Genomic DNA, 14,290 nt, shown 5'->3' with positions numbered 1-14,290 from the left:
TCTCCGACATCTCCGATGTGAGGCAATCGTGAAAGACGCCCGTCCGCGCAGAACGCGCATGGTGTGGGCCACCGGACTCGTGGCAGCCGGTCTGACGTCCGGGCTGCTGGCCGCCGCGCCGGCCCAGTCCGTCGTCGGCGACCAGGTCGCGGACGGCGCTGACCAGTACACGGTCAAGGTCCACGTCGCCGGCGGCACCGACAACGAACGCGCCTGCTCCGGCACCCTTGTCGACCCTCAGTGGGTCCTCACCGCCGCCAGCTGCTTCGCGGCCGACCCCCAGCAGGCGACCACGCTCACCCGGGGCGCACCGCCCCTGCCGGCTGTGGTCACGGCCGACGGCAACAAGCCGACGCCGGCGGTGCAGCAGACGCAGAAGGTGCAGGAAATCGTGCCTTACCCGGGCCGCGACCTGGTCATGGCCCGCTTCAACCCGGTCTCCGCCGACGACGCGCTGGGCGGACCCTTCCCCGACATCGTGTCCGCCCAGGTCAGCGGTGCGGTGCCAGCTCAAGGCGACCAGCTCAGGGCGATCGGCTACGGCCGGACCAAGCTCGAGTGGACCCCCGAACGAGCCCACACCGGCGCCTTCGGCGTGGACCTCGTCAACCCGACGACCCTCGCGATCTCGCCCACCTCGTCCGGGGCGGCCCTGTGCAAGGGCGACGCGGGAGGGCCGGTGCTCAACGTCTCCGGCCGGGTCGTCGGCGTGGTCAGCGCGGCCTGGGACGGCGGCTGCTTCAACTCGCAGGAGACCCGCACTGGTGCCGTCGCGGCCCGCGTCGACGACATCGCGGACTGGGTCCAGCAGGTCCGGCTCTCCTCCCGCCAGAAGCAGATCACCGACGTCATGACGGCGGCCGACTTCAACGGGGACGGCCGTACGGACGTCGCTTCGCTCATGAAGCCCGGCAATGCCCAGGTGTTCTACGGCCGGGCGGACGGGACCCTGCAGTTCGGCAGCTCGCTGCCCGCCGTCGGGCGCAGCGACCAGAATCGGCTCGTCGCGGGGGACTTCGACGAGGCTCGGGGCACCGAACTGATCTCGGTCGACAACGACGGTGACCTCATTCTGCACAGGCAGGGCCGCCGCGCCTGGCCGCCGATCCTGTACGACCGGACCAAGCTGTGGACCGACGCCACCTGGAAGGCAGGCCTGCCCGTTGCCGCCCTCCGGACCGGCACCGCCGCTCGCGACACCCTGCTGTTCCAGTGGCCCGACGGCTCTCTCTACACGTACAAGCGGGACGCCGACGGCAACCTGGTCAACCAGAAGAAGGCGATGTGGCCGGACAAGACCTGGAAGAAGAAGCTCATCGCCACGGCCGACTTCACCGGTGACGGGCGGGACGACATCGCCGCTGTCGCGAGTGACGGTTCGCTGAATCTCTACCCGGGCAAGACGGACGGCACCTTCGACAAGGCTCGTTCGATGTGGCCCGACAAGACCTGGGGCGGCATGCGCGTCGTCCTGGGCGGTGACTTCGACGGCGACGGCAAAGCCGACCTCGCCGCCATGACGACCGCGGGCGACCTGCGTCTGTACGCCGGCGACGGCAAGGGCGGCCTTTCGGCCGGCAAGACCATGTGGCCGAAGGTCTAGGCGCACACACGAGCAGTGGTGGACGAGGGCCGGTTCCGGACGTACGGATGCTGTTGGCGAATTCCGCCTGGGCGATCCGGGCCGGGTGAGGGTGAGTCCGTGCTGGAGATCCGGGGTGTTGTCGGCCGCGAACTGTGACACTTCCTAGTGGGAGTGTCACAGTTGCAGAACTGGTACCCGGCCGCCCGTGGATTCGCCAACAGCGTCCGGACGTACGGGACCGGCCCTCGCATGCGCGAAATATCCGCCACCACGTACAACCATTCACACCCGTCGCAGATCTGACCTGACGAGCCAACAGCCTCTGCGATCACTATCGGGGAAATGCATGCACATTCGTGCCACCGTTGCCGCCGTCACCGGGGCCCTGGCCCTTTCCGCTCTCGCCGTGCCGGCCGCGCAGGCCACCGGCAGCGACTCGCACAACCCCGTCGACACCCTGAAGGCCCTCCGCGCGGCCACCTCCGGCAAGACCGCCTTCACTGGTTCGGCCCCCGCCGACACCGGCACCCCGTTCGCACTGGACGCCAAGTTCACCGCCGTGAAGATCAACAACGGCAAGCCGATCGTCGCGGGCACCGGCGGCAAGGTCACCGCCCCGGTCACCTTCAAGGTCACGCACGGCGCGGGCGTCGACGTCACGGCGGAAGACACCGAGCTGGACGTGCTCATCTACCGGGGCGACCTCGACGACGCGGACGGTGGCAGCCTCCTGGTCGGCGACGACTGGCCGGTCTGCTCCGCGGTCTCGGCGACGGTCGCCAGCTGCAAGAGCACCATCGACATCTATCCGACCGACGAGCTGACCAACGCCGACGCCACCTCCTGGAAGGCGGCCGGCTACATCATCGACTGGAACGACGTCGATCCGAACGCCGACGACGTCGACTGGAGCAAGGTCGGCTACACCGAGGCCGACGCCCTCGCCACCACCAAGCTCCAGCGCCTGTCCAAGCTGACGGTCAACGCCGCCCCGGAGCCGGTGAAGAAGGGCAAGACGATCACCGTCACGGGCAAGCTGACCCGCGCCAACTGGGACACCGACAAGTACACCGGCTACGCCGGCGTCTACGCCCAGTTGCAGTTCCGCAAGAAGAACTCCACCACGTACAGCACGGTGAAGTCCGTCAAGGCCACCTCGACCGGCGGCCTGTCCACCACCGTCAAGGCAGGCGTGGACGGCTACTACCGCTACACCTTCGTGGGCACCACGACGTCCCCGGCGGTCAGCGCCGCGGGTGACTTCGTCGACGTCAAGTAGTCAGGTACGGGACGACTTCTCACGTTTCCTTACCTTTTCTCGTGCAACTCGCACCATCCATCACGGATCTCACCCAACGAGTCAACAGACTCCGAGATCACTCCTCCATCTGGGGAACGCACATGCGCATACGCGCCCTCGCCCTCGCCGCTTCCGGCGCCGTCGCTCTCTCGGCCTTCGCCGTCCCGGCCGCGCAGGCCGCTCCCGCTGCTCCGGTCGGCCCCGCCGTCACCTTCTCCAAGGTCAAGGTCAACGCGGGCAAGAACATCGTGGTCGGCACCACGGGCAAGCTCACGGTCACCGCGACCTACACGGTGACGAAGCCCGCGAGCCTGAGCGCGAGCTCCTTCCAGAGCGGCCCGGCCTTCTACCGCGGCACCACGCTCGATCTGGAGGGCAATTCCTTCGGCGGCGACAACCCCGGCACGTGCACGACGGTCTCCTCGACTGTCCTGAACTGCACGGCCAAGGTCGAGTTCCGCCCGGCCTCCTCCGACGACACCGAGGACCTGACCAACGCCGACGCGGGTACGTGGAAGCTGGGCGCCCTCGCTGTGGGCAGCAACGGCGGGATCACCACGCAGACCGGCTTCGGAACCAGCAACGTCCAGCGCCAGGCCCAGCTGACGGTCAACGCCGCGCCGGAGCCGGTGAAGAAGGGCAAGACGATCACCGTCACGGGCAAGCTGAGCCGCGCCAACTGGGACACCAGCAAGTACGCCGGTTACGCGGCCCAGCCGGTGCAGCTGCAGTTCAAGAAGAACGGCAGCACCACCTACACCACGGTCAAGACCGTCAAGACGAGCTCGACCGGCGGCCTGTCCACCACCGTCAAGGCGGGCGTGGACGGCTCCTACCGCTACACCTTCGCCGGCACCACGACGACCCCGGCGGTCAGCGCCGCGGGCGACTTCGTCGACGTGAAGTAAGCGGTAAGCGGTAAGCGGTAAGCGGTACGTAGTACGCCGTCAGGCAGGGTGGCGGTGGTCGACCCATTTCCAGGAGAACTCCAGGGCGACCGCCGCCACCCCCGCCACCCCCACCGCGATCCACGGCATCGCCGTCCCGACGAGCTTCAGCGCGAAGAAGTCCTGGAGCGACGGGACGATCAGCACCACCAGGAACGCCGCCCCCATCGAGGCCACCAGCAGCACCCGCCACCACGTGTACGGGCGGGCGATGATCGCCAGGACCCACATCGAGACCAGGAACAGAGTGAGGGTCGCCGCGCTGGTCTCCGCGTCCAACGAGCCCTCGCCCACGTAGTAGTGACGTGCCGTCAGATACGTCACGAAGGTGGCGACGCCCGCGATGACCCCGCCCGGGATCGAGTACCGCATCACGCGCCGTACGAAGTGCGGGCGGGCCCGTTCGGTGTTGGGGGCGAGGGCGAGGAAGAAGGCCGGGATGCCGATGGTGAGGGTGGACAGAAGGGTCAAGTGGCGTGGCAGGAACGGGTATTCGACCTGCCAGCACACCACCAGCAGGGCCAGCAGCACCGAGTAGACCGTCTTCACCAGGAACAGGGTCGCCACCCGGGTGATGTTGCCGATGACCCGCCGGCCCTCCGCCACCACCGACGGCAGCGTCGCGAAGCTGTTGTTCAGCAGCACGATCTGCGCGACCGCCCGGGTGGCCTCGGAGCCCGACCCCATCGCCACGCCGATGTCGGCGTCCTTCAGCGCGAGGACGTCGTTGACGCCGTCCCCGGTCATCGCCACCGTGTGCCCCCGTGACTGCAGCGCGCCGACCATGTCCCGCTTCTGCTGCGGGGTGACCCGCCCGAACACCGTGCCCTCGTCCAGCGCCTGCCCCATGCCCGCCCGCTCGGCGGGCAGCCGGCGCGCGTCGACCGTACGGCCGTCTAGCCCCAGCTTCGCGGCCACCGCCCCCACCGACACCGCGTTGTCGCCGGAGATGACCTTGGCGTGGACGTCCTGCTCGGCGAAGTAGCGCAGCGTGTCGGCGGCGTCGGGCCGCAGCCGCTGTTCCAGGACGACGAGCGCGGCGGGCCGGGCGCCGTGCGCGGGTTCGGGATCGTCGAGGTCGCGGGCGGCGCGGGCCAGCAGCAGCACCCGCAGGCCCTGCTCGTTGAGCCGCCCGGTCTCGGCGAGGGCGGGCGCGCCGTCGGTCAGCAGCACGTCCGGCGCTCCCAGCAGCCAGGTGTTGTTCTCCCCGTTGCCCTCGCTGAAGCTCGCCCCGCTGTACTTGCGGGCGGAGGAGAAGGGCAGCGACTCGGTGCAGCGCCACTCCTCGACGTCCGGATAGGCGTCGATGATCGCCTTCAGCGAGGCGTTCGGCCGGGGATCCGACTCCCCGAGGGAGCCGAGCACCCGCCGTACGTACGTCTCGTCGAAGCCGTCGAGCATCCTGAGCTCGGTGACGTCCATGCCGCCCTCGGTGAGGGTGCCGGTCTTGTCCAGGCAGACGGTGTCGACGCGGGCCAGGCCCTCGATCGCCGGAAGCTCCTGCACGAGGCACTGTTTCCGGCCAAGCCGGATGACGCCGATCGCGAAGGCGACGGAGGTGAGCAGGACCAGCCCCTCCGGGACCATCGGGACGATGCCGCCGATGGTGCGCGCGACCGAGTCCTTGAAGCCGTTGTTCTTCACGAACAGTTGCGTGACGACCAGGCCGATCGCGGCCGGGATCATCATCCACGTCACGTACTTGAGGATCGTGGAGATGCCGGAGCGCAGCTCGGAGTGGACGAGCGTGAAGCGGGACGCCTCCTCGGCGAGCTGGGCGGCGTAGGCCTCGCGGCCGACCTTGGTGGCCCGGAACGCGCCGCCGCCGGCCACCACGAAGCTGCCCGACATGACCTGGTCGCCGGGCCGCTTCACAACGGGGTCGGCCTCGCCGGTGAGCAGCGACTCGTCGATCTCCAGCCCGTCCGCCTCGACGCACACCCCGTCCACGGCGACCTTGTCCCCGGGCCCGATCTCGATGACGTCGTCCAGGACGAGTGCGGAGGTGGTGACCTCGGTCGCCGTGCCGTCGCGGCGGACGGTTGGGCGGGCCTCGCCGACGACCGCGAGGGAGTCCAGGGTCTGCTTCGCCCGCCACTCCTGGATGATGCCGATCCCCGTGTTGGCGAGGATCACGAACCCGAACAGGCCGTCCTGGATGGGCGCGACGGCGAGCATCACCACCCACAGGACGCCGATGATCGCGTTGAACCGGGTGAACACGTTCGCCCGGACGATCTCGCCGACCGAGCGGCTGCTGCGCACGGGTACGTCGTTCACCTGACCGCGCGCCACGCGGTCCGCGACCTCGGCGGCGGTCAGGCCGGTCGCCGTCGTCGGCACGGAGGCGGGTGCGTCGGTGTGGGCCATGGAATCGACGGTACGTGCGGATTTGGGGGTTCACCCCCCGAGCACGCCGAAGATCCGACCAGGGGAGGACGGGGGAGGGCGCGGCTAGTGCCCGGGTTGTACGCCCGCCCCTACTGGGGCTCGGGGTCCTGTCGGTCGGCTCGGTCGACCGCGTCCCGCTTGATCGCCGCGTCCCGCCTGCGGACGTACCAGATGCCGATCAGCCCGAGCCCGGCGCCCGCGAGGCAGGTCCACAGCCACCACAGATGACCGTGGTCGTCCAGCCGGCCGTAGAAGGGGAGCTGGAGGAGGAAGAGGACGAACCAGAGGATCGTGCCGCCGGTGACGGTGGCGACGACGGGGCCCTCCAGGGGCTCCGGCGCCTCGTGCTTGGTGGGTCCCGAGAAAAACGCGGCCATGGGCACAGCTTACGAGGCGGTACGAGGCGGTCATATCCATGCGCAGCTAAGCGTATCTACGCGCGGAGATGGCTGATTCGAACGCTATACGTTCATACTGAAACGGTTTTATGTCTGACCACTTCTCTTCGTAGGAAACGCCAAAAACATGTCCAGCCCCGCTCACGGCGCCCTCGACCGCTACTTCCGCGTCTCCGAGCGGGGCAGCACGCTGCCGCGCGAGATCCGGGGCGGTTTCGCCACCTTCTTCGCCATGGCGTACATCATCGTGCTGAACCCGATCATCCTCGGCAGCGCGAAGGACATGTACGGGCACCAGCTCGATCACGGCCAACTGGTCACCGCCACCTGTGTGACGGCGGCCTTCACCACCCTCCTCATGGGCGTGGTCGGCAACGTGCCCATCGCGCTGGCCGCCGGCCTCGGCGTGAACTCGGTGGTCGCCCTCCAGCTCGCGCCCCGCATGTCCTGGCCGGACGCCATGGGCATGGTCGTGCTGGCCGGTCTCGTGGTCATGCTCCTGGTCGCCACCGGTCTGCGCGAGCGCGTGATGAACGCGGTGCCGTTCGGACTGCGCAAGGCGATCTCGATCGGTATCGGCCTGTTCATCATGCTGATCGGGCTCGTCGACTCCGGCTTCGTCAGCCGCATCCCGGACGTCGCCCACACCACCGTCCCGCTTCAGCTCGGCGCGGACGGTCACCTCAATGGCTGGCCGGTCCTCGTCTTCGTCCTGGGCGCCCTGCTCACGCTGGCGCTGATCACCCGCAAGGTGCCCGGCGCGATCCTCATCTCGATCGTCGCGATGACCGCCCTCGCGCTGGTCGTCGACGCCGTCGCCACGATCCCCTCCTGGGGCCTCACCACCCCCGAGTGGCCCGGCAACCCCGTCGCCTCCCCCGACTTCGGGCTCATCGGCGACGTCAGCCTCTTCGGCGGGTTCGGCAAGGTCGGCGTGCTGACCGGCGTCCTCTTCGTCTTCACCGTCCTGCTGTCGTGCTTCTTCGACGCCATGGGCACGATCATGGGCGTCTCCGACGAGGCGAAGCTGACCGACGCCAAGGGCGAGATGCCCGGCATCAACAAGGTGCTCTTCGTCGACGGCATCGCGGTCGCCGCGGGCGGCGCCAGTTCCTCCTCGGCCACCACCTGCTTCGTGGAGTCCACGGCCGGCGTCGGCGAGGGCGCCCGCACCGGCCTCGCGAACCTGGTCACGGGCGGCCTCTTCGCCGTAGCGCTGTTCCTCACGCCCGTCGCCACGATGGTCCCGTCCCAGGCGGCCACCCCGGCGCTGCTCGCGGTGGGCTACCTGATCCTGGCCGGCTCGGTCAAGGAGATCGACTGGGCCGACCACACCATCGCCGTCCCGGCCTTCGTCACCATGGTGATGATGCCGTTCACCTACTCGATCACCAACGGCATCGGCATGGGCTTCATCACCTTCGTGGTGCTGCGCCTGGCGGCCGGGCGCGGCCGGGACGTCCCGGTGCCGATGTACGTGGTCTCCGCCGTCTTCGCCTTCTACTACCTGATGCCGGCCCTCGGTCTGACGTGAACGGCCCGGTGCCGCTCACGTGAGCCCGTAGAACTTCTCCGTCTCGTCGACGGCGGTCTGGAACCGCTCGTCGAAGTCATCGCGAATGAGCGTCTGGACGACATAGTCCTGGACGCTCATTCCGCGTTTCGCGGCATGCTGCCGGAGCCGCTCGAGCAGCTCCCCGTCTATCCGCAGGCTGAGCACACTGGTCCCCATGAGACGAGGGTCGCGGGCGCGTACCGCACTTCGATCACTTTCCGCTGCCGAATCACTCGTACGAGTGACGATGAGGTTTCCGTGGCCACGGTCACGGGAATCCCGGCCCGCCCGGCTTGTTTAGCGAGAGTAATGAGTTACGCTAAAGACATGCCTGACCTAAGCCATGGCGACGACACGGCCGCCGTGAACTCCCTGCGATCCGCCGTGATGCGGCTGTCCCGTCGGCTCAAGCACCAGCGCGTCGACGAGTCGCTGAGCCCGACCGAGATGTCGGTGCTCGGCACCCTCTCCCTCTGCGGCAAGGCCACCCCGGGCGAGCTCGCCCGCAAGGAGCACGTGCAGCCGCCCTCGATGACCCGCATCGTGGCCCTGCTGGAGGCCAAGGGCCTGGTCCGGCTGGAGCCGCACCCGGACGACCGGCGCCAGAAGGTCGTCACGAAGACCGAACAGGCCGAGGCCATGCTCGCGGAGAGCCGCGCCAAGCGGAACGCCTTCCTGACCACCCTGGTCGACGGCCTCGACGAGGACGAGTGGGCGAAACTGCGCGCAGCCGCCCCCGTACTGGAGAAACTCGCCCACCTGTAAGCCGGTCCAGCAGCAACACAACAGTCCAGCAGCCCAGCAGTCCTGTCAGTTCAGCCCTGTCAGCCCTGTCAGCCCTGTCAGTCCAGCAGTTCAAGAGGAGGCGAACCCTTTTGAGTTCGGGATCCGGAGCAGACTCCGCCCCCGCACCTGCCGTCCACGACTCCCCGCCCACCCCCGAACCCGCCCGCAAGTCCTCGAAGTCCTCGATGTTCAGCTCGCTGAAGGTCAGGAACTACCGGCTGTTCTTCCTCGGCCAGGTCGTCTCCAACATCGGCACCTGGATGCAGCGGATAGCTCAGGACTGGCTGGTCCTCAGCCTCACCGGCTCCGCGACCGCCGTCGGCGTCACGACGGCCCTGCAGTTCCTGCCGATGCTCCTCTTTGGCCTCTACGGCGGCGTCCTCGTCGACCGGCTCCCCAAGCGCCGCGCGCTGCTGTTCACGCAGTCCGCGATGGCCGTCACCGGCATCGCGCTGGCCGCCCTGACGCTCACCGGCCACGTCGAGGTGTGGCACGTGTACGTGGCCGCCTTCGCCGTCGGACTCGCGACCGTCGTCGACAACCCGGCCCGCCAGTCCTTCGTCTCCGAGATGGTCGGCCCGGACCAACTGCAGAACGCGGTCAGTCTCAACTCCGCCAACTTCCAGTCCGCCCGCCTCGTCGGCCCCGCCGTCGCCGGCCTGATGATCACCGGCGTGGGCACCGGCTGGGCGTTCCTCGCCAACGGCCTGTCCTTCGTCGCACCCATCGCCGGCCTGCTGCTGATGCGCGCCCGCGAACTGCACGCCGTGGAGCGCGCGCCGCGCGGCAAGGGCCAGTTGCGCGAGGGACTGCGGTACGTCGCCGGGCGCCCGGACCTGACCTGGACCATCGTCCTCGTCGGTTTCATCGGCACCTTCGGCTTCAACTTCCCCGTCTACCTCTCCGCCTTCGCCGACGACGTCTTCCACGCGGGCGCCGGCGCCTACAGCCTCTTCAACACGCTGATGGCGGTCGGATCGCTGGTGGGCGCGCTGCTGGCGGCCCGGCGGGGCACGGCCCGGATGCGGGTGATGATCGCGGCGGCGGTGGCCTTCGGGGTGATGGAGATCGTCGCGGCGGGCGCCCCGTCGCTCTGGCTCTTCGCCCTGCTCATGGCCCCGATCGGGATGTTCGGCATGACGGTCAACGTCACCGCGAACACCACCATCCAGATGGGCACCGACCCGGCCATGCGGGGCCGCGTGATGGCCCTCTACATGATGGTGTTCCTGGGCGGCTCGCCGGTGGGCGCGCCGATCGCCGGCTGGATCACGGACGCGTACGGCGTCCGGGCGGGCATCGCGGTCGGCGGCGCGGTCGCGGCGGTCGCCGCCCTCACCGTCGGCCTGGTCCTGGCCCGCGTCGGCGGCCTGCGCCTGTCGGTGGGCTGGCACCACGGGCACCCACGGGTGCGGTTCGTGGCACGGGACGGCGGCAAGCGCGAGAACGGGGAGAGCGAGAACGGGGAACGCGAGCTGGCTCCGGCGGCGTAGGCGCGGGTGCACCCGGAGGGTGGCCGTGGCGCGCCCGTGCGCTCACACCCTCCGGGCCAGCACCTGCCCCGGCCAGTCGCCGTTCGTCGTGTACGGCTCCGTCGCGGTGAAGCCGTTGCCCTCGTAGTAGGCGACGAGCTTGCCGTCGTCGCCCGCGTAGCAGTCCACCCGGAGCAGGGAGACGCCCGCCTGACGGGTCACCTCGGCGGCGTGCGCCAGCAGGGCGCTGCCCACGCCGTGGCCCTTGAAACGGCGGTCGGAGGCCAGCCAGTGGATGTACCGCTCGGGCTCGCCGGGCGGCGGGAGGTGGGCGAGGTAGGCGCCGGGCGCGTCGGTGAGGGTGAGGGTGGCGGCCGGCACCCCGTCGGCCTCGGCGATGAACACGTCGCCCTCCTCCATGTACCGGGCGACCGACTCCACCGTCCTCGCGTGCTCCGACAGCGGCTTCGTCCCCCACTGCCGGGTGCGCCCCTGCGCGACCAGCCACTCCACGCTGCTGTCGAGCATGGCGAGTATCGCGGGGATGTCGTCGGGTCCGCCTTCTCTGATCGTGATCCGCGTGATCTGCATGGCGCCCATAATGCCGGGCGCCCGGCCGCGCCTGCCGGGAAAATCGGGGGCATGAGACTCTTCGCCGCCGTACTGCCCCCGGAGGACGTCACCCGTGAACTCGCCGCCGAAGTAACGGAGTTGCGCAAGCTGCCCGGTGCTGAGGCGCTGCGCTGGACGGGCCGGCCCGGCTGGCACTTCACCCTCGCCTTCTACGGCGAGGTCGACGACGACCTCGTACCGGAGCTGTCGGCGCGGCTGGAGCGGGCCGCGCACCGCGGTGCGCCCTTCGCGCTGGCGGTGCGGGGCGGGGGACAGTTCGGGCACGGGCGGGCGCTGTGGGCGGGGGCGGCCGGGGAGGTGCCAGCCCTGCGGCTGCTGGCCGACCGGGCGGAGGCGGCGGCGCGCAGGGCGGGCCTGGAGACGGGGGAGCACCGCCGCTACAAGGCCCACCTGACCCTGGCCCGTAGCCGGGAAGCGGTGGATGTGCGCGCGTACGTCGAGGCGCTGGACGCCTTCGAGGGCCGTACCTGGACGGTCGGGGAACTGGTGCTGGTGCGCAGCAGTCTGCCGAAGTCCGGGGTCGCGGGGGAGCAGCCGCGTTACGAGCCGGTCGGGCGCTGGGCGCTCGGCGGGGCCGGTTAGTCTCGACGCGTGGACCCGAAGACCCGGAACCGGATCATGGCCGGTGCGCTAGTGCTGATGTTCGTGGTGGTCGCGGTGGCGGCGGCGGTCGGAAGATAACCGACCGACCCCGGCCGCCACCGCGCCCTGTCCTGCTCTGCTGTGCCCTGCCGTGCTTCAGGGCTCAGGGCCGTCCTACCAGGCGAAGGCCTCCGGGGACGGTCCCGGACCCGGGAAGATCTCGTCGAGGGCGGTCAGCAGTTCCTCGCCGAGGTCCAGCTCGACCGCGCGCAGGGCGGAGTCGAGCTGCTCGGCGGTGCGCGGGCCGACGATCGGGCCGGTGACGCCGGGCCGGGTGAGCAGCCAGGCCAGGGCGGCTTCGCCGGGCTCGATGCCGTGCTTGTCGAGGAGGTCCTCGTAGGCCTGGATCTGCGCGCGGACGGCGGGGTCGGCGAGGGAGTCGGCGGCGCGTCCGCCCGCCCGGCGCCCGCCCTCGACCTCCTTCTTGATGACGCCGCCGAGCAGACCGCCGTGCAGCGGTGACCAGGGGATGACCCCGAGGCCGTACTCCTGCGCGGCCGGGAGGACCTCCATCTCGGCGCGCCGCTCGGCCAGGTTGTACAGGCACTGCTCGCTGACCAGGCCGAACGACCCGCGCCTGGCGGCGACCTCGTTGGCCTGGGCGATCTTGTAGCCGGGGAAGTTGCTGGAACCCGCGTAGAGGATCTTCCCCTGCTGGACGAGGGTGTCGATCGCCTGCCAGATCTCCTCGAAGGGGGTGGCGCGGTCGATGTGGTGGAACTGGTAGAGGTCGATGTGGTCGGTCCGCAGCCGCTTCAGCGACGCGTCGACCGAGCGCCGGATGTTGACGGCGGACAGCTTGTCGTGGTTCGGCCAGGCGTCACCCTCGGCGGCCATGTTGGCGTACACCTTGGTCGCGAGGACGACCTTGTCGCGCCGCTCGCCGCCCTTCGCGAACCAGTTCCCGATGATCTCCTCGGTACGGCCCTTGTTCTCGCCCCAGCCGTACACGTTCGCGGTGTCGAAGAAGTTGAGGCCCGCGCCGAGCGCCGCGTCCATGATCGCGTGGCTGTCGGCCTCGTCGGTCTGCGGGCCGAAGTTCATGGTGCCGAGGACGAGGCGGCTGACCTTGAGTCCGGTACGTCCGAGCTGCGTGTACTCCATGACTCCAAGCCAACGTCTTGGAGTGGGCTCGAGGCAAGGGGGATCGGGTGGAGGCAGGGGGTGGGTCAGTCGCGGGGGAAGTCGTCGGTCTTGAGGGTGAGGCCGACGACGGTGGTGGTGAGGTCGATGTCGTCGCCGAAGTCGATCTTCGTTTCGGTGACGTACTCACCGTTCTTGGGCTGCGTGTAGAGGTGGCAGCGGCGCTGGCAGGGGTCGGCGATCAGGTAGACGGGGACTTCGGCGGTGGCGTAGGCCGCCATCTTCGGGCCGTAGTCGTTGGCGGCGGTGCCCTTGGAGATCACCTCGGCGACGAACTCGACGTCCTCGTGGTTCCAGCGGCCGGCCTCCGTCTTGGCGGCGCCTTCGGCCATCACCGTCACGTCGGTCGCGAATCCGTTGAGATGCCCCGGGTAGTCGATGCGCACATCGGACTTCACGCGCTTGCGGGGGTACTTGGTCCGCAACTGCTCGTAGATATCCGCGATGATCTCCCAGTGGGTGTCCCGCTGCGGCGACATGAAGACGGTCCCCTCGACGATCTCGACCTTGTATCCCTCGGGGACGGGCATCGTCTCGAGCCGCTCGAACATCTCGTCCAGGGTGCTCGTGTTGTCGCTCTCGGCCATCGCGATCCTGTCTTCAAGGACGGTCATCGTGGCGCTCCTCCCCGGCCGCTCTCGCTCAAGTGCAGCTGCGCAGTACAACGATACGTTCGGTGACAAGGTCACGCCGGGCGGTCGTACTCGCCGCCCAGCTCCCACCCCTGGTACATCGCCTCCGCGAAGGCCCCCGCCAGTCGGTGTTCGCCGTTGGCGTTCGGGTGGGTGCCGTCGTAGGTGTCGGTGTCGATGTCCCAGGTCTGCGGGATCGAGGCCAGGAGGATGGGGGAGGCCGGTTCGTCCAGGTCGGCGGCTGTCTTCGCGAGCAGCTCGTTGAAGCGGGCCACCTCGGTGGCGAAGGGCGCGTCGTTCGCGGCGCGGACGTTCGGGATCACCGGGAGCCACACCATCCGTATCCGCGGCCGCGCCGCGCGGGCCTCCGCGACGAAGGCGCGGGCGTTCGCCGCAGTCTGCTCGGCGTTGGTGTAGAAGCCCAGGTCGATCAGGCCCAGGGAGACCAGCAGGACGTCCGCCTTCGACCTGCGTGCCGCCTCGCCGATCTGCGGGACCATGTGCTGCCAGCCCTCGCCCCAGCCGGCCAGGTGGCCGCGCGGGAAGTCGGGGTCGGCGTACGCGTACGAGGTGGGGGTGTCCGTCGCCTTGTCGTAGAGCGTCTCGCGGGGGCCGACGAGGGTGAAGGGGCCGCCGTACGTCCCGCACAGGTGCTGCCACATGCGGTGACGCCAGGTGTGGTCGCCCGTGCTGCCGATCGTCATCGAGTCGCCTACGGGCATGAACCTGAGCATCCGCTCATGATGAGGGATCGGGAAAGGATCACCGCGATCGGGGGCGTGTGACACCGGCCACGAGCACGGGCA

Annotated in this window: 14 protein-coding genes; 7 read left to right on the top strand and 7 right to left on the bottom strand. The window is 69.5% G+C overall.

Going from position 1 to position 14,290, the window contains the following annotated elements; translation table 11 throughout:
- Window positions 1–28: 28 nt before the first annotated feature.
- The 3 genes from OG352_RS19160 (at window position 29) to OG352_RS19150 (ending at window position 3,793) form a co-directional block, all read left to right on the top strand.
- Window positions 29–1,603 carry an FG-GAP-like repeat-containing protein gene (locus OG352_RS19160; protein ID WP_329218435.1) on the top strand — a complete coding sequence of 525 codons (1,575 nt, stop codon included), beginning with the start codon at window positions 29–31 and terminating at the stop codon, window positions 1,601–1,603.
- Window positions 1,604–1,931: 328 nt separating this feature from the next.
- Window positions 1,932–2,864, top strand: coding sequence for a hypothetical protein (locus tag OG352_RS19155; RefSeq protein ID WP_329218434.1), 933 nt, complete (start codon window positions 1,932–1,934; stop codon window positions 2,862–2,864).
- Between the two features lie 122 nt (window positions 2,865–2,986).
- Window positions 2,987–3,793, top strand: coding sequence for a hypothetical protein (locus OG352_RS19150; RefSeq protein WP_329218433.1), 807 nt, complete (start codon window positions 2,987–2,989; stop codon window positions 3,791–3,793).
- Between the two features lie 39 nt (window positions 3,794–3,832).
- On the opposite strand, the gene OG352_RS19145 is transcribed toward OG352_RS19150, so the two are convergent.
- Both OG352_RS19145 and OG352_RS19140 read right to left on the bottom strand, forming a co-directional pair.
- A complete protein-coding gene (locus OG352_RS19145; protein ID WP_329218431.1) occupies window positions 3,833–6,202 on the bottom strand; it encodes an HAD-IC family P-type ATPase in 2,370 nt (789 codons plus the stop codon).
- A 110-nt stretch (window positions 6,203–6,312) separates the two neighbouring features.
- Window positions 6,313–6,600 (bottom strand): DUF2530 domain-containing protein, encoded by a 288-nt coding sequence (locus OG352_RS19140; RefSeq protein WP_329218429.1) that lies wholly within the window; start codon window positions 6,598–6,600, stop codon window positions 6,313–6,315.
- Between the two features lie 148 nt (window positions 6,601–6,748).
- On the opposite strand from OG352_RS19140, the gene OG352_RS19135 reads away from it, so the two are divergent.
- Window positions 6,749–8,155 carry an NCS2 family permease gene (locus OG352_RS19135; protein WP_329218427.1) on the top strand — a complete coding sequence of 469 codons (1,407 nt, stop codon included), beginning with the start codon at window positions 6,749–6,751 and terminating at the stop codon, window positions 8,153–8,155.
- Between the two features lie 15 nt (window positions 8,156–8,170).
- Here OG352_RS19135 and OG352_RS19130 read toward each other — a convergent pair whose 3' ends face one another.
- The gene (locus tag OG352_RS19130; RefSeq protein ID WP_329218426.1) at window positions 8,171–8,353 is read right to left on the bottom strand and encodes a ribbon-helix-helix protein, CopG family; all 183 of its coding nucleotides are present in this window, start codon (window positions 8,351–8,353) and stop codon (window positions 8,171–8,173) included.
- A 150-nt stretch (window positions 8,354–8,503) separates the two neighbouring features.
- Between OG352_RS19130 and OG352_RS19125 the strand changes: the two genes are divergently transcribed.
- Together OG352_RS19125 and OG352_RS19120 are read left to right on the top strand one after the other, a co-directional pair.
- Window positions 8,504–8,941 carry a MarR family winged helix-turn-helix transcriptional regulator gene (locus OG352_RS19125; protein ID WP_329218425.1) on the top strand — a complete coding sequence of 146 codons (438 nt, stop codon included), beginning with the start codon at window positions 8,504–8,506 and terminating at the stop codon, window positions 8,939–8,941.
- A 110-nt stretch (window positions 8,942–9,051) separates the two neighbouring features.
- On the top strand, window positions 9,052–10,455 hold the full coding sequence (locus OG352_RS19120) for an MFS transporter (RefSeq protein WP_329218424.1): 1,404 nt from the start codon (window positions 9,052–9,054) through the stop codon (window positions 10,453–10,455).
- 42 nt (window positions 10,456–10,497) lie between these two features.
- Here OG352_RS19120 and OG352_RS19115 read toward each other — a convergent pair whose 3' ends face one another.
- A complete protein-coding gene (locus OG352_RS19115) occupies window positions 10,498–11,025 on the bottom strand; it encodes a GNAT family N-acetyltransferase (RefSeq protein ID WP_329218423.1) in 528 nt (175 codons plus the stop codon).
- 51 nt (window positions 11,026–11,076) lie between these two features.
- Between OG352_RS19115 and thpR the strand changes: the two genes are divergently transcribed.
- Window positions 11,077–11,649, top strand: a complete 573-nt coding sequence (gene thpR / locus OG352_RS19110) for an RNA 2',3'-cyclic phosphodiesterase (protein WP_329218421.1) — start codon at window positions 11,077–11,079, stop codon at window positions 11,647–11,649.
- Between the two features lie 174 nt (window positions 11,650–11,823).
- Here the strand turns inward: thpR and OG352_RS19105 are convergent, their stop codons facing one another.
- The 3 genes from OG352_RS19105 to OG352_RS19095 all read right to left on the bottom strand — a co-directional run bounded on the left by OG352_RS19105 (window position 11,824) and on the right by OG352_RS19095 (window position 14,218).
- Window positions 11,824–12,813: an aldo/keto reductase gene (locus OG352_RS19105; RefSeq protein ID WP_329218420.1), complete on the bottom strand. Its 990-nt coding sequence runs from the start codon at window positions 12,811–12,813 to the stop codon at window positions 11,824–11,826.
- Window positions 12,814–12,878: 65 nt separating this feature from the next.
- Window positions 12,879–13,466, bottom strand: a complete 588-nt coding sequence (locus OG352_RS19100; protein ID WP_329218419.1) for a Uma2 family endonuclease — start codon at window positions 13,464–13,466, stop codon at window positions 12,879–12,881.
- A 71-nt stretch (window positions 13,467–13,537) separates the two neighbouring features.
- A complete protein-coding gene (locus OG352_RS19095) occupies window positions 13,538–14,218 on the bottom strand; it encodes an SGNH/GDSL hydrolase family protein (protein WP_329218418.1) in 681 nt (226 codons plus the stop codon).
- Window positions 14,219–14,290 lie beyond the last annotated feature (72 nt).

It is taken from the genome of Streptomyces sp. NBC_01485 (assembly GCF_036227125.1).
Classification (GTDB): domain Bacteria; phylum Actinomycetota; class Actinomycetes; order Streptomycetales; family Streptomycetaceae; genus Streptomyces.
The sequence above is the reverse complement of the archived record's forward strand: the minus strand, read 5'-3'. Positions and strand labels throughout refer to the sequence as shown.